Origin of the sequence: Escherichia sp. WS1451 (assembly GCF_046487365.1) — a bacterium.
GTDB lineage: Bacteria > Pseudomonadota > Gammaproteobacteria > Enterobacterales > Enterobacteriaceae > Escherichia > Escherichia coli.
This window is the reverse complement of record NZ_JBJQJP010000006.1, coordinates 122,470-145,092: the sequence shown is the minus strand read 5'-3', so window position 1 is coordinate 145,092 and position 22,623 is coordinate 122,470. Positions and strand designations below refer to the sequence as shown.

The following is a 22,623-nucleotide window of genomic DNA, read 5'->3' as shown; positions in this document are numbered from 1 at the left end:
ATGACGAAGCATACTCTTGAGCAACTGGCGGCGGATTTACGCCGCGCCGCAGAGCAGGGCGAAGCGATTGCGCCGCTGCGCGATCTGATTGGTATCGATAACGCTGAAGCGGCCTACGCCATTCAGCACATCAATGTGCAACATGACGTCGCTCAGGGACGGCGAGTGGTGGGGCGCAAAGTGGGGCTGACGCATCCGAAAGTGCAGCAACAACTGGGCGTTGATCAACCGGATTTCGGGACATTATTTGCCGACATGTGTTATGGCGATAATGAAACCATTCCTTTTTCCCGTGTTCTGCAACCCCGCATTGAAGCGGAGATCGCACTGGTGTTGAACCGCGATCTACCCGCAACCGATATCACCTTCGACGAATTGTATAACGCCATTGAATGGGTACTTCCGGCGCTGGAGGTGGTGGGGAGCCGCATTCGCGACTGGTCGATTCAGTTTGTCGATACCGTGGCAGATAATGCTTCCTGCGGGGTGTATGTCATCGGCGGTCCGGCGCAACGTCCGGCGGGGTTAGACCTGAAAAACTGCGCTATGAAGATGACGCGTAATAACGAAGAGGTTTCCAGCGGGCGCGGCAGCGAATGCCTGGGACATCCGCTTAATGCCGCCGTCTGGCTGGCACGCAAAATGGCCAGTCTGGGTGAACCGCTGCGCGCCGGAGATATCATTCTTACCGGGGCATTAGGTCCGATGGTGGCGGTGAATGCGGGCGATCGTTTTGAAGCCCATATTGAAGGCATAGGTTCAGTTGCTGCGACATTTTCAAGCGCAGCCCCAAAAGGAAGTCTGTCATGAGTAAGCGTAAAGTCGCCATTATCGGTTCTGGCAACATTGGCACCGATCTGATGATTAAAATTTTGCGTCACGGTCAGCATCTGGAGATGGCGGTGATGGTCGGCATTGATCCTCAGTCCGACGGTCTGGCGCGTGCCAGACGTATGGGCGTCGCCACCACCCATGAAGGGGTGATCGGGCTGATGAACATGCCTGAATTTGCTGATATCGACATTGTATTTGATGCGACCAGCGCGGGCGCGCATGTGAAAAACGATGCCGCTTTGCGCGAAGCGAAACCGGATATTCGCTTAATTGACCTGACGCCTGCTGCCATCGGCCCTTACTGCGTGCCGGTGGTTAACCTCGAGGAGAACGTCGATCAACTGAACGTCAACATGGTCACCTGCGGCGGCCAGGCCACCATTCCAATGGTGGCGGCAGTTTCACGCGTGGCGCGTGTTCATTACGCCGAAATTATCGCTTCTATCGCCAGTAAATCTGCCGGACCTGGCACGCGTGCCAATATCGATGAATTTACGGAAACCACCTCGCGCGCCATTGAAGTGGTGGGTGGCGCGGCAAAAGGGAAGGCAATTATTGTACTTAACCCAGCAGAGCCACCGTTGATGATGCGTGACACGGTGTATGTATTGAGCGATGAAGCTTCACAAGATGATATCGAAGCCTCAATCAATGAAATGGCTGAAGCGGTGCAGGCTTACGTACCGGGTTATCGCCTGAAACAGCGCGTGCAGTTTGAAGTCATCCCGCAGGATAAACCGGTTAATTTGCCGGGCGTGGGGCAGTTCTCCGGGCTGAAAACGGCGGTCTGGCTGGAAGTCGAAGGCGCAGCGCATTATCTGCCTGCCTATGCGGGCAACCTCGACATTATGACTTCCAGTGCGCTGGCGACAGCGGAAAAAATGGCTCAGTCACTGGCGCGCAAGGCAGGAGAAGCGGCATGAACGGTAAAAAACTATATATCTCGGACGTCACGTTGCGTGACGGTATGCACGCCATTCGTCATCAGTATTCGCTGGAAAACGTTCGCCAGATTGCCAAAGCACTGGACGATGCCCGCGTGGATTCGATTGAAGTGGCCCACGGCGACGGTTTGCAGGGTTCCAGCTTTAACTATGGTTTCGGCGCACATAGCGACCTTGAATGGATTGAAGCGGCGGCGGATGTGGTGAAGCACGCCAAAATCGCGACGTTGTTGCTGCCTGGAATCGGCACTATTCACGATCTGAAAAATGCCTGGCAGGCTGGCGCGCGGGTGGTTCGTGTGGCTACGCACTGTACCGAAGCTGATGTTTCCGCCCAGCATATTCAGTATGCCCGCGAGCTCGGAATGGACACCGTTGGTTTTCTGATGATGAGCCATATGACCACGCCGGAGAATCTCGCAAAGCAGGCAAAGCTGATGGAAGGCTACGGTGCGACCTGTATTTATGTGGTGGATTCTGGCGGTGCGATGAACATGAGCGATATCCGTGACCGTTTCCGCGCCCTGAAAGCGGTGCTGAAACCGGAAACGCAAACTGGCATGCATGCTCACCATAACCTGAGTCTTGGTGTGGCGAACTCTATCGCGGCGGTGGAAGAGGGCTGTGACCGCATCGATGCCAGTCTCGCGGGAATGGGGGCGGGCGCAGGTAACGCGCCGCTGGAAGTGTTTATTGCCGCCGCGGATAAACTGGGCTGGCAGCATGGGACCGATCTCTATGCGTTAATGGATGCCGCTGACGACCTGGTGCGTCCGTTGCAGGATCGTCCGGTACGAGTCGATCGCGAAACGCTGGCGCTGGGATACGCTGGCGTTTACTCCAGCTTCCTGCGTCACTGTGAAACGGCGGCGGCGCGTTATGGCTTAAGCGCGGTGGATATTCTCGTTGAGCTGGGCAAACGCCGGATGGTTGGCGGCCAGGAGGATATGATCGTCGACGTGGCGCTGGATCTGCGCAACAACAAATAATGATGACTGCCGAGAACGTGCATTTTGTATGCCCATCCCAGCACGACTGCCGGATGCGGCGTAAACGCCTTATCCGGCCTACATTTCGCCCGTAGGCAGTCATTAAATGGTTCTGATTACGCGGCTGGCAATGTATCAGCCGCGACTCACCTGTACTCGCAACGAGGTTCATCTTATGTCGACTCGTACCCCTTCATCATCTTCATCCCGCCTGATGCTGACCATCGGGCTTTGTTTTTTGGTCGCTCTGATGGAAGGGCTGGATCTTCAGGCGGCTGGCATTGCGGCGGGTGGCATCGCCCAGGCTTTTGCACTCGATAAAATGCAAATGGGCTGGATATTCAGCGCCGGAATACTCGGTTTGCTACCCGGCGCGTTGGTTGGCGGAATGCTGGCGGACCGTTATGGTCGCAAGCGCATTTTGATTGGCTCAGTTGCGCTGTTTGGTTTGTTCTCACTGGCAACGGCGATTGCCTGGGATTTCCCCTCACTGGTCTTTGCGCGGCTGATGACCGGTGTCGGGCTGGGGGCGGCGTTGCCGAATCTGATCGCCCTGACGTCTGAAGCCGCGGGTCCACGTTTTCGTGGGACGGCAGTGAGCCTGATGTATTGCGGTGTTCCCATTGGCGCGGCGCTGGCGGCGACACTGGGTTTCGCGGGGGCAAACTTAGCATGGCAAACGGTGTTTTGGGTAGGTGGTGTGGTGCCGTTGATTCTGGTGCCGCTATTAATGCGCTGGCTGCCGGAGTCGGCGGTGTTCGCTGGCGAAAAACAGGCTGCGCCACCACTGCGTGCGTTATTTGCGCCAGAAACGGCCACCGCGACGCTGCTGCTGTGGTTGTGTTATTTCTTCACTCTGCTGGTGGTCTACATGTTGATCAACTGGCTACCGCTGCTTTTGGTGGAGCAAGGATTCCAGCCATCGCAGGCGGCAGGGGTGATGTTTGCACTGCAAATGGGGGCGGCAAGCGGGACGTTAATGTTGGGCGCATTGATGGATAAGCTGCGTCCAGTAACCATGTCGCTACTGATTTATAGCGGCATGTTAGCTTCGCTGCTGGCGCTGGGAACGGTGTCGTCATTTAACGGTATGTTGCTGGCGGGATTCGTCGCGGGGTTGTTTGCGACAGGTGGGCAAAGCGTTTTGTATGCATTGGCACCGTTGTTTTACAGCTCGCAGATCCGCGCAACAGGTGTGGGAACAGCCGTGGCGGTAGGGCGTCTGGGGGCTATGAGCGGTCCGTTACTGGCCGGGAAAATGCTGGCATTAGGCACTGGCACGGTTGGCGTAATGGCCGCTTCTGCGCCGGGTATTCTTGTTGCCGGCCTGGCAGTGTTTATTTTGATGAGCCGGAGATCACGAATGCAGCCGTGTGCAGATGCCTGACGCGCCTTATTAAGCAGGGGCGAAAGGGACTTCCCCCCAATACACCTACGGCGTTTACAGGTATACTCGCTAAAAATTATTCAGCGGGTTTGGAAACAAAGATGGCAAAACTTACCTTACAAGAGCAGTTGCTCAAAGCAGGATTAGTCACCAGCAAAAAAGCGGCGAAGGTCGAGAGAACGGCGAAAAAATCGCGTGTTCAGGCGCGTGAAGCTCGGGCGGCGGTAGAAGAAAATAAAAAGGCACAGCTTGAGCGTGATAAACAGCTTAGCGAGCAACAAAAACAAGCGGCGTTGGCGAAAGAATATAAAGCCCAGGTGAAGCAGCTCATTGAAATGAACCGAATTACCATTGCCAATGGCGATATTGGTTTTAACTTCACTGACGGCAATCTGATTAAGAAGATTTTTGTCGATAAGCTCACGCAAACGCAGTTGATTAATGGTCGTCTGGCTATTGCCCGCTTGTTGGTCGATAACAATAGTGAGGGTGAATACGCCATTATTCCCGCCAGCGTTGCCGATAAAATTGCTCAGCGTGATGCCAGCAGTATTGTGTTGCACAGCGCGCTCAGCGCCGAAGAGCAGGATGAAGACGATCCGTATGCTGACTTCAAAGTGCCTGATGATTTGATGTGGTAAACATTGATAAATCATGTGCAGATGCCTGATGCGACGCTTTGCGAGTCTTATCATGCCTACGGTTTCCAGGCGAAATGTAGGCGGATAAGGCGTTCACGCCGCATCCGGCAGTCGTGCACTATTATCAACGCATATTCAGTTTATTGGCGTGGTACGCAATATGCTCGCCAATAAAACTGGAGACAAAATAATAGCTGTGGTCGTAACCCTCGTGATAACGGATTAACGTCTTGATATTCATCTCCTGGCAGATCTTTTCAAGATTTGGAGTCCGCAGCTGTTCTGCGTAAAAATCATCACTCAACCCCTGATCAACCATGATTTCCGCAACGCGTTGACCTTGTGAAATAAGGCTCACCGGATCGTAATCCAACCAGGCCTCTTTATTTTCACCAAGATATGCGGCAAAGGCTTGCTGTCCCCACGGTACTTGCGATGGGGAGACAATGGGCGAAAACGCCGAGACGCTGGCATATTCATCTGGGTTACGTAACGCCAGCACCAGCGCGCCCAGCCCGCCCATAGAATGACCCGATATCGACTTTCTTGCCGTTGCTGGAAAATGTTGCATCACTAAATCCGGCAGCTCGTTGTGGATATAATCATACATTTTGTAATGTTCATTCCACGGCGCTTGCGTTGCGTTCAGGTAAAACCCGGCACCTTGCCCGAGATCGTAACGGTCGGCATCTGCGACATGACTGCCTCGCGGACTGGTGTCTGGCGCAACAACAATAATGTTGTGCTCAGCCGCGTAACGTTGCATCCCCGATTTAGTAATGAAATTCTGCTCGTTACAGGTCAGGCCCGAAAGCCAGTACAGTACCGGCAATTTTTCATTCGCGGCTTTTGGTGGGAGATAGACGCCGACATTCATTTCACATTTCAGTGATTGGGAATAATGCCGATACACATTTTGCCAGCCGCCAAAGCTGGCATGTTTTTCAATGAGTTCCATCAGTCATTATCTCACGGTTAATCCCCCGGGCGGCTGCCCGGGGAGAGTATTAAGAACCCCGCCTGAACTGGACGGGGTAAAACCTGCGGGAAATCAGTAACGAATTACGGTTCGAATGGATTTGCCTTCATGCATCAGGTCGAAGGCGTCATTAATTTCATCCAGGCTCATGGTATGCGTGACAAACGGTTCCAGATCGATATCGCCTTTCATCGCATCTTCAACCATACCCGGTAACTGGGAACGACCTTTCACGCCGCCAAACGCGGAACCTTTCCATACGCGACCGGTGACCAACTGGAATGGACGGGTGGAGATTTCCTGACCAGAACCAGCTACCCCGATGATCACCGACTGACCCCAGCCGCGGTGCGCACTTTCCAGCGCCGCACGCATCACGTTGACGTTACCGATGCATTCAAAGGTATGGTCGATACCCCATTTGTTGATATCCAGCAGGACATCTTTAATCGGTTTGTCGTAGTCATTCGGGTTAATGCAGTCGGTAGCACCGAAGCGACGCGCCAGATCGAATTTCTTCGGGTTCGTATCGATAGCGATAATCCGTCCCGCTTTCGCCTGACGCGCGCCCTGAACCACTGCCAGACCAATCGCGCCAAGACCAAATACGGCAACAGAATCACCTGGCTGGACTTTAGCCGTGTTGTGTACCGCGCCAATACCGGTGGTCACGCCACAGCCCAGCAGGCAGACGTGTTCGTGGTTTGCTTCTGGATTAATTTTGGCCAGAGACACTTCCGCGACCACGGTGTATTCACTGAATGTAGAGCATCCCATGTAGTGATAAAGCGGCTGCCCGTTGTAAGAAAAACGGGTGGTGCCGTCTGGCATCAGGCCTTTACCCTGGGTTTCGCGAACTGCAACACAGAGGTTGGTTTTGCCGGAACGACAGAACTCACACTCGCCGCACTCTGCGGTGTAAAGCGGGATCACATGGTCGCCAGGTTTGACGCTGGTTACGCCTTCACCGACTTCAACCACAACGCCGGCCCCTTCGTGACCGAGAACTACCGGGAATACACCTTCCGGGTCATCGCCGGAGAGGGTAAATGCGTCGGTATGGCAAACGCCGGTATGGGTGACTTTAATCAGCACTTCACCTTTTTTCGGTGGTGCAACGTCAATTTCAACGATTTCCAGCGGTTTACCGGGAGCAAATGCAACGGCAGCACGTGATTTCATCTCTCGCTCTTCCTCAATATGGTAATAGATTCAGCTATTTAAGATAGGCACGAACCAGTTCAATAGTGTCGTCAACGGATTGGCTGACTTCGCGGCTGTAGCAGTCATTTCGGTCAAACGTTTCCCGGATATGGCTTTCAAGCACTTCTGCCATCAGCCCGTTAGCCGCGCCCCGAACGGCAGCGATCTGTTGGAGTATGGCACGGCATTCGGCATCACCCTCCAGCGACCGTTCCAGAGCATCAATCTGCCCCCGAATACGACGAACTCGAGTAAGGACCTTTTTCTTCTCTTCCGGAGTACTGGGCATTTCGCACCTCATCATCTGCTCGCAATATACTATAGGGGGGTATGCTATATGTCAATGCATACCCCCCTATAGTATATAACACTGGAGAATAAAATTTATCCGGTGAATGTGGTCGGAAAACAAAGAGGAAAGGGGGGGCTATTCGGCAGGGAAGGCCGCCCCGGATAGCGGGCGGCAGAAGCAATCAGAATTTCCAGGTCAGATGGGCTGCAAATTGCAGACCGTTATAATCATCAGTTGGGGTGTCGTACCACACTTTACCTGCCGTCAGCCCGAGATTAAGTTGCTCAGTCAGCGGTTGAATACGTTGCAAACTGACGCTCTTCATGCTGCCGTAGCGTGTTTCTGGCGTCCAGTCATAGGTGTAAGCGCCTGTTCCGCGGCTTAGCCATAGTTGCGTATAACCAGTGCCGCGCGGGTCATTCAGACGCACGGAAATCATATTGCTGTAACTACCACCTGCATCGCTGGAGTCATAATGGGTATAGCGGTAGCTGGAGATCACCGGGCCAGTATAGAGTGATACGCCGCCTTGCCAGGCATCGACTTCGACATCATCGTAATATTTAGTGTAGCGATAACCGGTCGTGAAAAGCGTTTTTGGCAACAGTGCCAGGTTAATATCCTGACGAAAATCCTGGCGGGCAAAGACCGGCGTATTATCCGCAAAGGCAATACCCGTTCGGGTTGTCAGCCAGTTATTCCATTTATACCAGACCGCACCCTGACCGCGAGTGGCATTGAAATGTTCAGTTTCATAATCACGACGCCCCTGGGAAAGATTAAAAAGCAGCGTTGCGTTTTCAACTTTCGCCACCAGTTCAGCATACGCTAAATTACGGTTGCCATGATCGCCAGAATAATCGGTAAAATCGTAGCCCGCGGTAATGGAAGTTAACCCGGCATAAGCGGGCAATGTGCTAAAAATTGCTGCCGCTAATAACGTCCGTTTTATCATTTTAATCTCCTGTACGGATAAGTTCTTGTCGGAGTGAATAAGTTCCGGTAGGTAAATTACGTTCTACAATCACGCGCGGGCCAAGTTGCGTGTTCGGGGAAATAATTCGCCCAGGCAAAATAATAACTTGTACGCCAAGGCGTGAACGCTGCCCGATATAACAACCTAATTTATCGCATCCGGTAGCGATAATTCCCTCGGGAGTTCGAACAGACACGGGCTGTTCATCCAGACGATGATTACTGGTTCGTACTTGTGCGCCCAAATATGCCTGGTTTGCAACTACCGAGTCGGCAATAAAGCATTGCGGACCAATCGTTGCTTCTGCTTCAATAACTGCATTTTTAATTTCGGTGGCGAAACCAATTTTTACGCCATTACTGATTATTGTGCCAGGACGAATAAACGCATAATTACCTATCAGGCAGTTTGCGCCAATCACTACCGGACCCTGAATAACGGCACCGTGACAAATACGGGTATTCGCGCCGATAACAACTTCACCTGCAGTTTCATCAATAATTACCTGGTCTGCAATCTGAATGTTTTTCTCTTTAACATTAAGCTTCAGAAAGTTTTTCAGTTCCTGTGACAGAAGGTTGGGAATAAGCGGTTGACGCTTCCACCAGTGCGGAATAGCGGGTGGGTTTGTCGCGCTGAGGTTCGCGTCCAGTAAAAAAGGCAATAAGTCCATAAATAATCCAGATGGCATAAGCTAATAATACATACACAACGGAAAGCGGCGCTAAAGGCACCAACAACCAGCAACGATGAAACCAGGCGCTAAAAGCACCAATAACACAAACTACGCCGACCCAGATAAGCGGAAACATTGCCAACACCACACTATGCGGCCCGGTGGTGATGAATTCATTAAACCAGGTAGTGAGATAAATCCCAACGCCATAAAGCACAACCAACAGCATAGGAAATATACTGAAGATACCGAAGCGGCTAAATAAAAGTCTTTTATGCAGGCGCATACAGACCGCGTAGCCCACAATCCAACGCCGCCAGCGACGCCATTCCTCACGCGGGCTGTTGCATTCCTGTGGGTATACGATGCAGCGATTCGCCTGCCGAATACGATAGCCGTTTGCCACCAATGTCCAGGTGAGATCAAGGTCTTCGACTTTAGTACGATCAGAGAAACCGAACTTACGCAATACATCAGTACGGAACATCCCGCAGGCACCGCTGATAATAAACGGTGCGCCGCCCAGGAGCTGCTGTAGCGTGCGCTTCATAACAATCATCGGCAACTTTACGGTCGCGCGGATGTGCGGTAACAGACCCGCGCCTTTCAACGCAGTAGAGGGAATGCCGCCTACGGCATCAGCACCGCGCTCTATTTCTGCCAGCATATAGCCCATTCCGTCTTGATCGGGCGGAACATAGGTGTCGGCATCACTTAAAAAAACCTGGTCGCAGGTGGCGTAATTGAGGCCATTCATCAGCGCACCACCTTTACCGGTATTTTTTTGCGTGACGGCAATAAAGCGGTCGCCCCATTTGCGTTTGACTTCCGCCATGACCGCTTCGGTATTGTCCGTGGAGCCGTCGTTAACGCAAATTACCCGGCAAAAATAAGGGTTACGCAGCAGATTATCCAGTGACTGCGCCAGACACGGGCCTTCGTTATAAGCAGGTATAATGGCGTCAATACAGCCTTTTTTTTGGCTGGGCTTACGCCTTAACGTACTCAGGAACCATAGCAATATTGCTACGGCCATACAGATAAATATCCAGGTTTTCATGCAATTTGCTCAAAGAATCATTTTATGAATTACAAAGCCTTCACCCAGATCGCTATTGACCTGTTGCCCGCGAAATTGTGCAACTGCACGCAGGCGATCATGACGCATATAATCGCGTCGTTCCTGGCTTTTATGTTTTTTTAATGCAGCAAGTTTGACTGTGAAATATTCTTCTTTAACGGATTCAAAAACCTGAGGCATAAATGAAAGCCAGGTACTCGGGGTTTCGTAGCCGAGAATTTGTGGAATAGTTCGGCAGGCAACCATTGAGGCTTGATAGACTGCAAGATGATCCTGATGGCGGTCAGCATCATGCATGGTGTATACACGAATGATTTCTACATCAGACGGAATTTGATTTTTAATGATGTCTTCCAGGGCGGAAATCATATCATTGAGCTGTAAATGAGCGCGGGTGTCAGCAAAATTAAGATGAATAGTTTGGTGGCACCCTAATATCTTTAGGGCGTTGCGCGATTCTTCATGGCGATCGATTATTCCATCTGTGCCAGAGTTGCCGGTAGTCATCACCACGGCTGCGATATAAATTCCTTTTTGCGCAAGACGAGCAAGCGATGCGCCACAGCCTAATTCTATATCGTCAGGATGTGCGCCAATAGCAAGGATACCCTTTCTTTTATTTGCCGAAGAAAGGAGGGCTGAATCTAAAACCTTATCCACTTAATGACACTCCATTTTATTTATTATACTACAAGCACAACGATGCACTCAGAGACGTAATCTCTGGCGCAGCCAGATGCTAATTTATAAGTGTTAAAAATTGCTGATAGCTGAAAAATAAGGGGCTTTCAGGTATGGGGATACGGCTGCGTAATCTTTTATGTAGTTCATATGTTAAGTGTTTGTGTGTTTGGTTTGTATAGTTATTTTGTTTTATATATTGTATTTAGATGTGATTTAGTTTGTCAATTAATTACATATTAAAAATATGTTCTATACACAAATATGGGTTATATACATTATGTGAATATATTATGTGGTTGATTGAGAATAATACAGTTATATATACAATGTGAATATAATGATTTCATTATATGTATTGCTGTTAGTAAAATAAAAGACATTATGATCTGCTTGTTTATGCATTCATAAAAATGAAGTGCAGTAACTTACTGAATTGTCAGAGTGGGTGTAATTGCATATTTAATCTTTCCTTTGCCACTTTTTCGCTAAGAATAAAATCATCTGTGCGATAACGACTAATTCTTTTAATGAATGTTTTTATTCCTGAATACTGCTCCTATAACAAGACAGGGGAGCAGACAATCATGGCAATTTCATCGCGTAACACACTTCTTGCCGCACTGGCATTCATCGCTTTTCAGGCACAGGCGGTGAACGTCACCGTGGCCTATCAAACCTCCGCTGAACCGGCGAAAGTGGCTCAGGCTGATAACACCTTTGCTAAAGAGAGCGGGGCGACGGTGGACTGGCGTAAGTTTGACAGCGGAGCCAGCATCGTGCGGGCGCTGGCTTCAGGCGATGTCCAAATCGGTAACCTCGGTTCCAGCCCGTTAGCGGTTGCAGCCAGCCAACAGGTGCCGATTGAAGTCTTCTTGCTGGCGTCAAAACTGGGTAACTCCGAAGCGCTGGTGGTGAAGAAAACTATCAGCAAACCGGAAGATCTGATTGGCAAACGCATCGCCGTACCGTTTATCTCCACCACCCACTACAGCCTGCTGGCGGCGCTGAAACACTGGGGCATTAAACCCGGGCAAGTGGAGATTGTGAACCTGCAGCCGCCCGCGATTATCGCTGCATGGCAGCGGGGAGACATTGATGGTGCTTATGTCTGGGCACCGGCGGTTAACGCCCTGGAAAAAGACGGCAAGGTGCTGACCGATTCTGAACAGGTCGGGCAGTGGGGCGCGCCGACGCTGGATGTCTGGGTAGTGCGCAAAGATTTTGCCGAGAAACATCCTGAGGTCGTGAAAGCGTTCGCTAAAAGCGCCATCGATGCTCAGCAGCCGTACATTGCTAACCCAGACGCGTGGCTGAAACAGCCTGAAAACATCAGCAAACTGGCGCGGTTAAGCGGCGTGCCTGAAGGTGACGTTCCGGGGCTGGTGAAGGGGAATACCTATCTGACGCCGCAGCAACAAACGGCAGAACTGACCGGACCGGTGAACAAAGCGATCATCGACACCGCGCAGTTTTTGAAAGAGCAGGGCAAAGTCCCGGCTGTAGCGAATGATTACAGCCAGTACGTTACCTCGCGCTTCGTGCAATAAAAGGAGGCGCAGATGCTGCAAATCTCTCATCTTTACGCCGATTATGGCGGCAAACCGGCACTGGAAGATATCAACCTGACGCTGGAAAGCGGCGAGCTTCTGGTAGTTCTGGGGCCGTCTGGCTGCGGCAAAACTACGTTGCTGAATTTGATTGCTGGTTTTGTGCCTTATCAGCATGGCAGCATTCAACTGGCGGGTAAGGGTATTCAGGGACCGGGAGCAGAGCGTGGCGTGGTTTTTCAGAATGAAGGGCTGTTGCCGTGGCGTAATGTGGTAGACAACGTGGCATTCGGCCTGCAACTGGCAGGTGTAGAGAAAGTACAGCGACTGGAAATCGCGCACCAGATGCTGAAAAAAGTGGGGCTGGAAGGCGCAGAAAAACGCTACATCTGGCAGCTTTCCGGCGGTCAACGTCAGCGGGTGGGCATTGCCCGCGCGCTGGCGGCGAATCCCCAGCTGTTATTACTCGACGAACCGTTTGGCGCGCTGGACGCCTTCACCCGCGATCAGATGCAAACCCTGCTGCTGAAACTCTGGCAGGAGACGGGCAAGCAGGTGCTGTTGATTACCCACGATATAGAAGAAGCGGTGTTTATGGCGACTGAACTGGTTCTGCTTTCATCCGGCCCTGGCCGCGTGCTGGAGCGGCTGCCGCTCAACTTTGCTCGCCGCTTTGTTGCCGGGGAACCGAGCCGCAGCATCAAGTCCGATCCACAATTCATCGCCATGCGCGAATATGTTTTAAGCCGCGTATTTGAGCAACGGGAGGCATTCTCATGAGTGTGCTCATTAATGAAAAACTGCATTCGCATCGGCTGAAATGGCGCTGGCCGCTCTCGCGTCAGGTGACCTTAAGCATTGGCACGTTAGCGGTTTTACTCACTGTATGGTGGGCGGTGGCGGCGCTGCAACTGATTAGCCCGCTGTTTTTGCCGGCACCGCAACAGGTCCTGGCAAAACTGCTCACCATTGCCGGACCGCAGGGATTTATGGACGCCACGCTGTGGCAGCATCTGGCAGCCAGCCTGACGCGCATTTTGCTGGCGCTACTCGCGGCGGTGTTGATCGGTATTCCGGTCGGGATCGCCATGGGGCTAAGCCCGACGGTGCGCGGCATTCTGGATCCGATAATCGAGCTTTATCGTCCGGTGCCGCCGCTGGCTTATTTGCCGCTGATGGTGATCTGGTTTGGTATTGGCGAAACCTCGAAGATCTTACTGATCTATTTAGCGATTTTTGCACCTGTGGCGATGTCGGCGCTGGCGGGGGTGAAAAGCGCGCAGCAGGTTCGCATTCGTGCCGCCCAGTCGCTGGGTGCCAGTCGTGCGCAGGTGCTGTGGTTTGTTATTTTGCCCGGTGCGCTGCCGGAAATCCTCACCGGATTACGCATTGGTCTGGGTGTGGGCTGGTCTACGCTGGTAGCGGCGGAGCTGATTGCCGCGACGCGCGGTTTAGGATTTATGGTTCAGTCAGCGGGTGAATTTCTCGCGACTGACGTGGTGCTGGCGGGGATCGCGGTGATTGCGATTATCGCTTTTCTTTTAGAACTGGGTTTGCGCGCGTTACAGCGCCGCCTGACGCCCTGGCATGGAGAAGTACAATGAGTGAACGTCTGAGCATTACCCCGCTGGGGCCGTATATTGGCGCACAAATTTCGGGTGCCGACCTGACGCGCCCGTTAAGCGATAATCAGTTTGAACAGCTTTACCATGCGGTGCTGCGCCATCAGGTGGTGTTTCTGCGCGATCAAGCTATTACGCCGCAGCAGCAACGCGCGCTGGCCCAACGTTTTGGCGAACTGCATATTCATCCTGTTTACCCTCATGCCGAAGGGGTTGACGAGATCATCGTCCTGGATACTCATAACGATAATCCGCCGGATAACGACAACTGGCATACCGATGTGACATTTATTGAAACGCCACCCGCAGGGGCGATTCTGGCGGCAAAAGAGTTACCCTCGACCGGCGGCGATACGCTCTGGACCAGCGGTATTGCGGCCTATGAGGCGCTCTCTGTTCCCTTCCGCCAACTGCTGAGCGGGCTGCGTGCGGAGCATGATTTCCGTAAATCGTTCCCGGAATACAAATACCGCAAAACCGAGGAGGTGCATCAACGCTGGCGCGAGGCGGTCGCGAAAAATCTGCCGTTGCTACATCCGGTGGTGCGAACGCATCCGGTGAGCGGTAAACAGGCGCTGTTTGTGAATGAAGGCTTTACTACGCGAATTGTTGATGTGAGCGAGAAAGAGAGCGAAGCCTTGTTAAGTTTTTTGTTTGCCCATATCACCAAACCGGAGTTTCAGGTGCGTTGGCGTTGGCAGCCAAATGATATTGCGATTTGGGATAACCGTGTGACTCAGCACTATGCCAATGCCGATTACCTGCCACAGCGGCGGATTATGCATCGGGCGACGATTCTTGGGGATAAACCGTTTTATCGGGCGGGGTAAGGGGGAAATGCCGGGTTGGATAACCCGGCATAATGATCATTAACGCAGAATCTTCTTCTCAGCCAAATCCAGCGCAAAGTAGCTGAAAATCAGATCCGCACCCGCACGCTTAATCGAACCTAAGCTTTCGAGCACGACTTTCTCTTCATCTATAGCACCCGCCAGCGCGGCGAACTTAATCATCGCGTACTCACCGCTCACCTGATACGCGCCAATCGGCAATTCAGTACGTTCACGCAGCTCACGCACGATGTCGAGGTACGCTCCAGCAGGTTTAACCATCAGGCAGTCTGCGCCCTGGGCTTCATCCAGCAGTGACTCACGAATCGCCTCACGACGGTTCATTGGGTTCATCTGATAGCTTTTGCGGTCGCCTTTTAATGCGCTTCCGGCAGCTTCACGGAACGGGCCATAAAAGGAGGAGGCGAACTTGGTCGAATACGACATAATCGCCGTATCTTTAAAGCCCGCAGCGTCCAGCGCCTGGCGAATCGCTTGTACCTGGCCATCCATTGCGGCGGAAGGGGCGATGAAGTCTGCGCCTGCAGCAGCTGCAACCACGGCTTGCTTGCCTAAATTTTCCAGAGTCGCGTCGTTGTCGACGCCATGCTCGCACAGCACACCGCAGTGACCGTGAGAAGTGTATTCACAAAAGCAGGTGTCTGACATAACGATCATTTCTGGCACAGTCTGCTTGCAGATGCGCGACATCCGCGCCACCAGTCCATCTTCCCGCCAGGCATCGCTGCCGGTTTCATCGGTATGGTGGGAAATGCCGAAAGTCATCACGGAACGAATACCGGCGTTGGCGATGCGTTCAATTTCGCGTGCCAGATGTTTCTCTGGAATGCGCATCACGCCTGGCATGGCTTCAACGGCTTTGTAGTCGTCAATTTCTTCTTCAACAAAGATCGGCAACACCAGGTCGTTAAGGCTAAGTGTTGTCTCTTCAAACATAGCGCGCAGCGCAGGAGATTTGCGCAGGCGACGAGGGCGTTGGATTAAATCTGTCATGGTCTGCCTGATGTTTGTGGAATCGAGGGGCATAGTATACCTGAAGCAGGGTGGGGATGTTTTACGAAAGTTGTCGCGATGTTGACAAGAAGAGAATGGAAGAGAGGCCAGGACATCTTTGTAATAGAAATAGCAATAATTTCATATTCACTGAAAATATTTTTAATTTTTATTTATAGCTATAGATTATTGTTTTTGGAGATTTGGTGACGTTTTCAAAAAGTGAATGACTTAAAGTTCATTGCTTATTGATACATTATTTGTCTGTTTTGTGTGTTTTGTATTTTCATGGTCTATATTTTAAAATTAACGCTTTCATTAACGTATTGAAATATTGTGTTTTTGTTATTTCTTTCTTTGTGTGTGTTCACGTGCTTTATATATGTCCGCAATCGGACTTAGAGGAAAGAATAATTGAACCATTCCTCTATAACGCCGCATAATCGTAAACGCGAAACATAATATGTTTTCTATGCATTGATAATTGATGGATCAACTTATTACGTCCCTGAGGAGGGATGACAAATGCACTCCTGGAAAAAGAAACTTGTAGTATCACAATTAGCATTGGCTTGCACTCTGGCTATCACCTCTCAGGCTAATGCAGCAAACTATGATACCTGGGGGTATCATGACAACACCACGACCGATTTAGTTTGGCCGTATGACACCGACAATGATGGAATTGCCGATGCTGGCGGCATGGACCCGATGGGTTCAGATGGTAACTACGTAACTTACAATGGTTTTGTTTACTATAACAATGCCAATGGCGATTTCGATACAGTCTTTAAAGGCGATACCGTTAACGGTACCATTTCTACTTATTACTTGAATCATGATTACGCTAGCGGTTCTGTTAACCAGGTAGATATCAGCAATTCAGTAATTCATGGGTCAATCACTTCTGAACTGCCATTTGGTTATTACAGCATTACGCCTGAAGGTTATAATGGCTATACTTTCAATAACGGAACCACTACTGACCTTGACTACAATTGGTACGATGGTGACGTATTCACTCTGAACGTATCCAATTCCACCATTGATGATGACTATGAAGCTCTTTACTTCACTGACACACATCTCGATGGTGATAAATCTAAGTCAACCAATGAAACGTTCTATACCGCTCTGGGTGTTGCAGTAAATCTTGATGTTGAAAGCAATATCAATATTACCAACAACTCCCGTGTAGCTGGCATTGCGCTGTCTGAAGGCAATACAAGCAACACAACTTATACTAGCGAATATCATCAGTGGGACAACAACATCAATGTGTCTAATTCCACTGTAACTTCAGGATCACAGACTCCGCTGGAAGAAAGTGATGGCTTCTTCGGTAAATCTGCTGAACCAAGTGATTACGCTGGTAATGGTGGCCAGAATGACGTAGCACTGTCATTCACTGACAATGCTGGCTCAAATTATTCCATGAAAAACAATGTAAACTTTGACCATTCAACTCTGTTGGGTGATGTCGAATTTACAAGTCACTGGAATAACGATGGCGTATTCTTCTATTCCACCGGCCATGACAGCAACGGCGACGGCGTCCTTGATACCAACGGCGGTTGGGTAGATGACGCTCAGAACGTTGACGAACTGAACATTACTCTGAATAACGGTAGTAAGTGGGTTGGTTCAGCAAACATGAGTGCTGAAGTAATTGCTCCGGCAGATATGTATGACGTTGCGCCGAACAGCCTGACCCCTGGTGCCACCATCGAAGCTAATGATTGGGGCCGTATTATTGACAACAAAGTATTCCAGAGCGGCGTATTTAACGTAGCACTGAACAATAGTTCAGAATGGAATACCGTTAATAGTTCAGTAATTGATACATTAGCTGTAAATAATGGCTCTCAGGTAAATGTTACTGATTCCTCTCTGGTATCAGATACCATTGGTTTAACCAACGGTTCTTCACTGAATATTGGTGCAAATGGCGTGGTTGCTACAGACCACCTGACTGTTGATAGCTACAGTACCGTTAATTTAACCGAATCTACTGGTTGGAATAATTATTCTAATTTGTATACCAATACTATCACTGTGACTAACGGTGGTGTGCTGGATGTGAATGTTGATCAGTTCGATACTGAAGCTTTCCGTACTGATAAACTGGAACTGACCAGCGGCAACATTGCTGACCATAACGGCAACGTAATTTCTGGTGTGTTCGACATCAACAGCAGCGATTACGTTCTGAACGCTGACCTGGTGAACGACCGTACGTGGGATACTTCCAAGTCTAACTACGGTTACGGTATTGTTGCTATGAACTCTGATGGTCACCTGACTATCAATGGTAACGGCGACGTAGACAACGGTACTGAACTGGATAACAGCTCTGTAGACAACGTTGTTGCTGCAACCGGTAACTACAAAGTTCGTATCGACAACGCAACTGGCGCTGGCGCTATCGCTGATTACAAAGATAAAGAAATTATCTACGTAAACGACGTCAACAGCAACGCGACCTTCTCTGCTGCTAACAAAGCTGACCTGGGTGCATACACCTATCAGGCTGAGCAGCGTGGTAACACCGTTGTTCTGCAACAGATGGAGCTGACCGACTACGCTAACATGGCGCTGAGCATCCCGTCTGCGAACACCAATATCTGGAACCTGGAACAAGACACCGTTGGTACTCGTCTGACCAACTCTCGTCATGGCCTGGCTGATAACGGCGGCGCATGGGTAAGCTACTTCGGTGGTAACTTCAACGGCGACAATGGCACCATCAACTATGATCAGGATGTTAACGGCATCATGGTCGGTGTTGATACCAAAATTGACGGTAACAACGCTAAGTGGATCGTCGGTGCGGCTGCAGGCTTCGCTAAAGGTGACATGAATGACCGTTCTGGTCAGGTGGATCAAGACAGCCAGACTGCCTACATCTACTCTTCTGCTCACTTCGCGAACAACGTCTTTGTTGACGGTAGCTTGAGCTACTCTCACTTCAACAACGACGTGTCTGCAACCATGAGCAACGGTACTTACGTTGACGGCAGCACCAACTCCGACGCTTGGGGCTTTGGTTTGAAAGCCGGTTACGACTTCAAACTGGGTGATGCAGGTTACGTGACTCCTTACGGCAGCGTTTCTGGTCTGTTCCAGTCTGGTGATGACTACCAGCTGAGCAACAACATGAAAGTTGACGGTCAGTCTTACGACAGCATGCGTTATGAACTGGGTGTAGATGCAGGTTATACCTTCACCTACAGCGAAGACCAGGCTCTGACTCCGTACTTCAAACTGGCTTACGTTTACGACGACTCTAACAACCATAACGATGTGAACGGTGATTCCATCGATAACGGTACTGAAGGGTCTGCGGTACGTGTTGGTCTGGGTACTCAGTTCAGCTTCACCAAGAACTTCAGCGCCTATACCGATGCTAACTACCTCGGTGGTGGTGACGTAGATCAAGACTGGTCCGCGAACGTGGGTGTTAAATATACCTGGTAATATTCTTCACTCTGAAGAAATAGGTTATTTAATCTAAATAATGCCCGTCAAGGATTTGACGGGCATTACTGCAAAGGACGCGCAAATGTTATCTGTAGTTAAACCTCTTCAGGAATTTGGTAAGCTCGATAAATGTTTGTCCAGATATGGCACGCGCTTCGAGTTTAATAATGAAAAGCAAGTTATATTTTCAAGTGATGTCAATAGCGAAGATACTTTCGTTATTTTAGAGGGCGTTATCTCTCTGCGTAGAGAAGAAAACGTACTTATCGGTATTACCCAGGCTCCTTATATTATGGGACTGGCTGATGGTTTAATGAAAAACGATATACCATACAAATTAATATCAGAAGGAAATTGTACGGGATATCATCTGCCAGCCAAACAAACCATTACCCTTATTGAACAAAATCAACTCTGGCGAGACGCTTTTTACTGGTTAGCCTGGCAAAATAGAATTCTGGAATTACGTGACGTACAGCTCATTGGGCATAATTCCTACGAACAAATCCGCGCAACTTTATTATCAATGATTGACTGGAATGAAGAATTACGCTCACGTATTGGTGTGATGAATTATATCCATCAACGTACACGCATATCGCGTTCTGTCGTCGCAGAAGTTCTCGCTGCTTTACGTAAAGGCGGCTATATCGAAATGAATAAAGGCAAACTGGTCGCTATCAACCGTTTGCCTTCAGAGTATTAATCAGGACGCGGGGATGACCAACGGTTTATTCCCGCTCAGTTCGGTCACCAGGTCATTGATGCCATCGCTCATATTTTTAAAGCGCGTCAATGGCGAACGAGTGACCACCACAAACGCGCCAATATTCTTCTGCGGGATCATCGCCATATAGGTAATGAAACCGCCACCACCGCCTGTCTTCTGAATAATCCCCGGACGACCCTCTTTCGGGGCCATATATACCCAGCCTAAACCAAGCGCATCCGCTTTGCCGGGGACATCCATGCCAATCACTTTCGTAAACTGCGCGCGCTGATAAATCAACGTCTGCATGCGATCTGCCTGATTACTGCGCTGATAAAAATCAGATGACAAATACTGCTGCATCCAGCGCATCATATCGCCAGGCGTGGAATAGACGCCGCCGCTGCCAATTGCCGCCAGCGTGTTATTGCACGGACTGGCACCGCGCTCAGCAACCATTAAACGGCGGCACTGATCCGGTGAGGGGGTGTAGGTGGTGTCTTTCATCCCCAATGGACGGGTAATCTGCTCTTCAAACAACTGGGTATAAGGCTTGCCGGACGCATTCGCCAGTGCATCTGCCAGCAGATCGAATGCGAGGTTGGAGTACGCGGCCTGGCTGCCCGGCGCGGCTTTTAGTTTGGCAGTGGAAAGGTATTTCCAGCGTTGCTCGCGCGTTGGCCAGACAAATACCGGACGATGTGCCGCGCCACCGGGCTGTTCACGGGGCAGGGCGCTGGTATGGGTTGCTAGATTCACCAGCGTAATGGGCGTCCCATTGTAGGTTGGCACGCGTGCGCCTGGCGGAGCATATTTACTTAGCGGATCGTTTAACTTCACGGTCCCCTGGTCGAGCAATTTCACCAGCATTTCACTGGTCATTAGCTTGGTGAGGGAAGCAATACGCACGACCGAATCCAGCTGCGGGCGAACGTTATTACCAGGTCGCGTTTCGCCATAACTGCGAAAGACGCGCTGGTTACCGTCGATAACAACCAGCGCCATCCCCGTGGCACCGCTGCCGTAAAAAATATGATCGGCATAACGATCGACAATATCAGAGGCAAACTCCGGTTCAGTGATCGGCTGCGCCGCATGGACGGAGGTCAATGACGCCGCACACAGCACGGCAGAAAAAAGCAGACTACGTTTCAACGGTGGTGTCCATAAATTGAATGAAGGTAACTGAGCGTATTTATACTACTCATTGATGGATTGCAAAGGGCGAATTAGTGCAATAATAGTGTTAAAAACGTAACGGCGCGTAAACACGATCTTTTTCCTGCTCACCAATGCCTGCATTTGTGATCCTGCACGTGTTAATCCGCTTATGTAAACAATCTTTGGTTTGTGAAATCCGTCGAAACAATTCTTATGGTCAGGCTGGCGAACTAAGCGCCTTGCTATGGGTCACAATGGGCGGTTTCATTTGGCTGACGCTTTGTAGCGGTCATGCGGTTAATACACAGCAGTTGTTAAAACGATAAGAAGTTAGCAGGAGTGCATATGTTTAAGTCTTTTTTCCCAAAGCCGGGAACGTTTTTTCTCTCGGCCTTTGTTTGGGCATTGATTGCCGTTATCTTCTGGCAAGCCGGTGGGGGTGACTGGGTGGCGCGTATCACCGGCGCTTCCGGGCAGATCCCGATTAGCGCCGCGCGTTTCTGGTCGTTGGATTTCCTGATTTTTTACGCTTACTACATTGTTTGCGTAGGACTTTTTGCATTGTTCTGGTTTATCTACAGCCCGCACCGTTGGCAATACTGGTCAATACTCGGTACTGCACTGATCATCTTCGTCACCTGGTTTTTGGTGGAAGTCGGGGTCGCCGTCAACGCCTGGTATGCGCCGTTCTATGATCTGATTCAAACCGCGCTAAGTTCGCCGCATAAAGTCACCATCGAACAATTTTACCGCGAAGTGGGCGTCTTTCTGGGGATTGCGCTGATCGCGGTAGTGATCAGTGTGCTGAACAACTTCTTTGTCAGTCACTACGTGTTCCGCTGGCGTACGGCGATGAACGAATATTACATGGCGAACTGGCAACAACTGCGTCATATCGAAGGTGCCGCACAGCGTGTGCAGGAAGACACCATGCGTTTTGCTTCAACGCTGGAGAATATGGGCGTCAGCTTTATCAACGCTATCATGACGTTGATCGCCTTCCTGCCGGTGCTGGTAACGCTCTCCGCACATGTGCCGGAGCTGCCGATTGTCGGGCACATTCCGTATGGTCTGGTGATTGCCGCTATCGTCTGGTCGCTGATGGGGACCGGATTACTGGCAGTGGTAGGGATCAAACTGCCGGGGCTGGAGTTTAAAAACCAGCGTGTAGAGGCTGCCTACCGTAAAGAGCTGGTTTATGGTGAAGACGATGCCACGCGCGCGACGCCGCCTACGGTACGCGAGCTGTTTAGCGCCGTACGGAAAAACTATTTCCGCCTCTATTTTCACTATATGTATTTCAATATCGCCCGCATTCTCTATTTGCAGGTCGATAACGTTTTCGGTTTGTTCTTGCTGTTTCCGTCAATTGTTGCCGGTACGATTACGCTCGGCCTGATGACGCAGATTACCAACGTTTTTGGTCAGGTTCGCGGAGCTTTCCAGTACCTGATTAACTCATGGACCACACTGGTTGAGTTGATGTCTATCTACAAACGTCTGCGCAGCTTTGAACATGAGCTGGATGGTGACAAAATTCAGGAAGTAACCCATACCTTGAGCTAAAAAGGAGA

At 50.5% G+C, this 22,623-nt stretch carries 21 protein-coding genes; 12 read left to right on the top strand and 9 right to left on the bottom strand.

The annotated features are described in order from the left end of the window. From mhpD to ACJHX7_RS10475, 5 genes are all read left to right on the top strand, one after another. Positions 1 to 810 carry a 2-keto-4-pentenoate hydratase gene (gene mhpD, locus ACJHX7_RS10495; protein WP_000160712.1) on the top strand — a complete coding sequence of 270 codons (810 nt, stop codon included), beginning with the start codon at positions 1 to 3 and terminating at the stop codon, positions 808 to 810. After that, positions 807 to 1,757 (top strand): acetaldehyde dehydrogenase, encoded by a 951-nt coding sequence (mhpF, locus tag ACJHX7_RS10490; protein WP_000044321.1) that lies wholly within the window; start codon positions 807 to 809, stop codon positions 1,755 to 1,757. Before mhpD ends, mhpF begins: the two co-directional genes overlap by 4 nt. Then, positions 1,754 to 2,767, top strand: a complete 1,014-nt coding sequence (gene mhpE, locus ACJHX7_RS10485; RefSeq protein ID WP_001013507.1) for a 4-hydroxy-2-oxovalerate aldolase — start codon at positions 1,754 to 1,756, stop codon at positions 2,765 to 2,767. Before mhpF ends, mhpE begins: the two co-directional genes overlap by 4 nt. A gap of 175 nt (positions 2,768 to 2,942) precedes the next feature. After that, entirely contained in the window at positions 2,943 to 4,154 is a 1,212-nt protein-coding gene (gene mhpT / locus ACJHX7_RS10480) for a 3-(3-hydroxy-phenyl)propionate transporter MhpT (RefSeq protein ID WP_000107624.1), read from the top strand. A gap of 101 nt (positions 4,155 to 4,255) precedes the next feature. Then, complete coding sequence (locus ACJHX7_RS10475; RefSeq protein ID WP_001096710.1) at positions 4,256 to 4,795, top strand: DUF2058 domain-containing protein; 540 nt, start codon at positions 4,256 to 4,258, stop codon at positions 4,793 to 4,795. A gap of 124 nt (positions 4,796 to 4,919) precedes the next feature. Here the strand turns inward: ACJHX7_RS10475 and fghA are convergent, their stop codons facing one another. The 7 genes from fghA to ACJHX7_RS10440 all read right to left on the bottom strand — a co-directional run bounded on the left by fghA (position 4,920) and on the right by ACJHX7_RS10440 (position 10,662). After that, on the bottom strand, positions 4,920 to 5,753 hold the full coding sequence (gene fghA, locus ACJHX7_RS10470; protein WP_094029742.1) for an S-formylglutathione hydrolase: 834 nt from the start codon (positions 5,751 to 5,753) through the stop codon (positions 4,920 to 4,922). Positions 5,754 to 5,846: 93 nt separating this feature from the next. Beyond that, positions 5,847 to 6,956, bottom strand: a complete 1,110-nt coding sequence (gene frmA / locus ACJHX7_RS10465; RefSeq protein ID WP_000842102.1) for an S-(hydroxymethyl)glutathione dehydrogenase — start codon at positions 6,954 to 6,956, stop codon at positions 5,847 to 5,849. Between the two features lie 34 nt (positions 6,957 to 6,990). Then, a complete protein-coding gene (frmR, locus tag ACJHX7_RS10460) occupies positions 6,991 to 7,266 on the bottom strand; it encodes a formaldehyde-responsive transcriptional repressor FrmR (RefSeq protein ID WP_001141271.1) in 276 nt (91 codons plus the stop codon). A 184-nt stretch (positions 7,267 to 7,450) separates the two neighbouring features. Beyond that, positions 7,451 to 8,224: a YaiO family outer membrane beta-barrel protein gene (locus tag ACJHX7_RS10455; RefSeq protein ID WP_088170419.1), complete on the bottom strand. Its 774-nt coding sequence runs from the start codon at positions 8,222 to 8,224 to the stop codon at positions 7,451 to 7,453. A 1-nt stretch (position 8,225) separates the two neighbouring features. Beyond that, on the bottom strand, positions 8,226 to 8,807 hold the full coding sequence (locus ACJHX7_RS10450; RefSeq protein ID WP_072146072.1) for an acetyltransferase: 582 nt from the start codon (positions 8,805 to 8,807) through the stop codon (positions 8,226 to 8,228). Beyond that, positions 8,785 to 9,981, bottom strand: a complete 1,197-nt coding sequence (locus ACJHX7_RS10445; RefSeq protein ID WP_000860421.1) for a glycosyltransferase — start codon at positions 9,979 to 9,981, stop codon at positions 8,785 to 8,787. Before ACJHX7_RS10445 ends, ACJHX7_RS10450 begins: the two co-directional genes overlap by 23 nt. Before the next feature lie 9 nt (positions 9,982 to 9,990). Next, a complete protein-coding gene (locus tag ACJHX7_RS10440; RefSeq protein WP_000362022.1) occupies positions 9,991 to 10,662 on the bottom strand; it encodes a PIG-L deacetylase family protein in 672 nt (223 codons plus the stop codon). 608 nt (positions 10,663 to 11,270) lie between these two features. Here ACJHX7_RS10440 and tauA point away from each other — a divergent pair. From tauA to tauD, 4 genes are read left to right on the top strand one after another with little or no spacing between them, the layout of a single operon-like run. Further along, positions 11,271 to 12,233, top strand: coding sequence for a taurine ABC transporter substrate-binding protein (gene tauA, locus ACJHX7_RS10435; RefSeq protein WP_001018416.1), 963 nt, complete (start codon positions 11,271 to 11,273; stop codon positions 12,231 to 12,233). Positions 12,234 to 12,245: 12 nt separating this feature from the next. Further along, entirely contained in the window at positions 12,246 to 13,013 is a 768-nt protein-coding gene (gene tauB, locus ACJHX7_RS10430) for a taurine ABC transporter ATP-binding subunit (RefSeq protein ID WP_088170420.1), read from the top strand. Beyond that, positions 13,010 to 13,837, top strand: coding sequence for a taurine ABC transporter permease TauC (gene tauC, locus ACJHX7_RS10425; RefSeq protein ID WP_088170421.1), 828 nt, complete (start codon positions 13,010 to 13,012; stop codon positions 13,835 to 13,837). The genes tauB and tauC overlap by 4 nt, the downstream gene beginning before the upstream one ends. Further along, positions 13,834 to 14,685: a taurine dioxygenase gene (gene tauD, locus ACJHX7_RS10420; protein ID WP_410231561.1), complete on the top strand. Its 852-nt coding sequence runs from the start codon at positions 13,834 to 13,836 to the stop codon at positions 14,683 to 14,685. Before tauC ends, tauD begins: the two co-directional genes overlap by 4 nt. 39 nt (positions 14,686 to 14,724) lie before the next feature. On the opposite strand, the gene hemB is transcribed toward tauD, so the two are convergent. Then, positions 14,725 to 15,699, bottom strand: a complete 975-nt coding sequence (gene hemB, locus ACJHX7_RS10415; RefSeq protein WP_001295337.1) for a porphobilinogen synthase — start codon at positions 15,697 to 15,699, stop codon at positions 14,725 to 14,727. Between the two features lie 525 nt (positions 15,700 to 16,224). Here hemB and ACJHX7_RS10410 point away from each other — a divergent pair. Both ACJHX7_RS10410 and iprA read left to right on the top strand, forming a co-directional pair. Then, positions 16,225 to 19,176: an autotransporter outer membrane beta-barrel domain-containing protein gene (locus tag ACJHX7_RS10410; protein ID WP_094029741.1), complete on the top strand. Its 2,952-nt coding sequence runs from the start codon at positions 16,225 to 16,227 to the stop codon at positions 19,174 to 19,176. Positions 19,177 to 19,261: 85 nt separating this feature from the next. Continuing rightward, a complete protein-coding gene (gene iprA, locus ACJHX7_RS10405) occupies positions 19,262 to 19,885 on the top strand; it encodes a hydrogen peroxide resistance inhibitor IprA (RefSeq protein ID WP_001295817.1) in 624 nt (207 codons plus the stop codon). Here iprA and ampH read toward each other — a convergent pair whose 3' ends face one another. Further along, complete coding sequence (gene ampH, locus ACJHX7_RS10400) at positions 19,886 to 21,043, bottom strand: D-alanyl-D-alanine-carboxypeptidase/endopeptidase AmpH (protein ID WP_000830741.1); 1,158 nt, start codon at positions 21,041 to 21,043, stop codon at positions 19,886 to 19,888. A 351-nt stretch (positions 21,044 to 21,394) separates the two neighbouring features. Here ampH and sbmA point away from each other — a divergent pair, with 351 nt between their 5' ends. Continuing rightward, a complete protein-coding gene (sbmA, locus tag ACJHX7_RS10395; protein ID WP_001304845.1) occupies positions 21,395 to 22,615 on the top strand; it encodes a peptide antibiotic transporter SbmA in 1,221 nt (406 codons plus the stop codon). Positions 22,616 to 22,623 lie beyond the last annotated feature (8 nt).

What these genes read in the sequence shown, in the direction of transcription:
- mhpD (WP_000160712.1), top strand. Translation starts at nt 1, where the DNA reads ATGACGAAGCATACTCTTGAGCAACTGGCGGCGGATTTACGCCGCGCC.
- mhpF (WP_000044321.1), top strand. Translation starts at nt 807, where the DNA reads ATGAGTAAGCGTAAAGTCGCCATTATCGGTTCTGGCAACATTGGCACC.
- mhpE (WP_001013507.1), top strand. Translation starts at nt 1,754, where the DNA reads ATGAACGGTAAAAAACTATATATCTCGGACGTCACGTTGCGTGACGGT.
- mhpT (WP_000107624.1), top strand. Translation starts at nt 2,943, where the DNA reads ATGTCGACTCGTACCCCTTCATCATCTTCATCCCGCCTGATGCTGACC.
- ACJHX7_RS10475 (WP_001096710.1), top strand. Translation starts at nt 4,256, where the DNA reads ATGGCAAAACTTACCTTACAAGAGCAGTTGCTCAAAGCAGGATTAGTC.
- fghA (WP_094029742.1), bottom strand. Translation starts at nt 5,753, where the DNA reads ATGGAACTCATTGAAAAACATGCCAGCTTTGGCGGCTGGCAAAATGTG.
- frmA (WP_000842102.1), bottom strand. Translation starts at nt 6,956, where the DNA reads ATGAAATCACGTGCTGCCGTTGCATTTGCTCCCGGTAAACCGCTGGAA.
- frmR (WP_001141271.1), bottom strand. Translation starts at nt 7,266, where the DNA reads ATGCCCAGTACTCCGGAAGAGAAGAAAAAGGTCCTTACTCGAGTTCGT.
- ACJHX7_RS10455 (WP_088170419.1), bottom strand. Translation starts at nt 8,224, where the DNA reads ATGATAAAACGGACGTTATTAGCGGCAGCAATTTTTAGCACATTGCCC.
- ACJHX7_RS10445 (WP_000860421.1), bottom strand. Translation starts at nt 9,981, where the DNA reads ATGAAAACCTGGATATTTATCTGTATGGCCGTAGCAATATTGCTATGG.
- tauA (WP_001018416.1), top strand. Translation starts at nt 11,271, where the DNA reads ATGGCAATTTCATCGCGTAACACACTTCTTGCCGCACTGGCATTCATC.
- tauB (WP_088170420.1), top strand. Translation starts at nt 12,246, where the DNA reads ATGCTGCAAATCTCTCATCTTTACGCCGATTATGGCGGCAAACCGGCA.
- tauC (WP_088170421.1), top strand. Translation starts at nt 13,010, where the DNA reads ATGAGTGTGCTCATTAATGAAAAACTGCATTCGCATCGGCTGAAATGG.
- tauD (WP_410231561.1), top strand. Translation starts at nt 13,834, where the DNA reads ATGAGTGAACGTCTGAGCATTACCCCGCTGGGGCCGTATATTGGCGCA.
- hemB (WP_001295337.1), bottom strand. Translation starts at nt 15,699, where the DNA reads ATGACAGATTTAATCCAACGCCCTCGTCGCCTGCGCAAATCTCCTGCG.
- ACJHX7_RS10410 (WP_094029741.1), top strand. Translation starts at nt 16,225, where the DNA reads ATGCACTCCTGGAAAAAGAAACTTGTAGTATCACAATTAGCATTGGCT.
- iprA (WP_001295817.1), top strand. Translation starts at nt 19,262, where the DNA reads ATGTTATCTGTAGTTAAACCTCTTCAGGAATTTGGTAAGCTCGATAAA.
- sbmA (WP_001304845.1), top strand. Translation starts at nt 21,395, where the DNA reads ATGTTTAAGTCTTTTTTCCCAAAGCCGGGAACGTTTTTTCTCTCGGCC.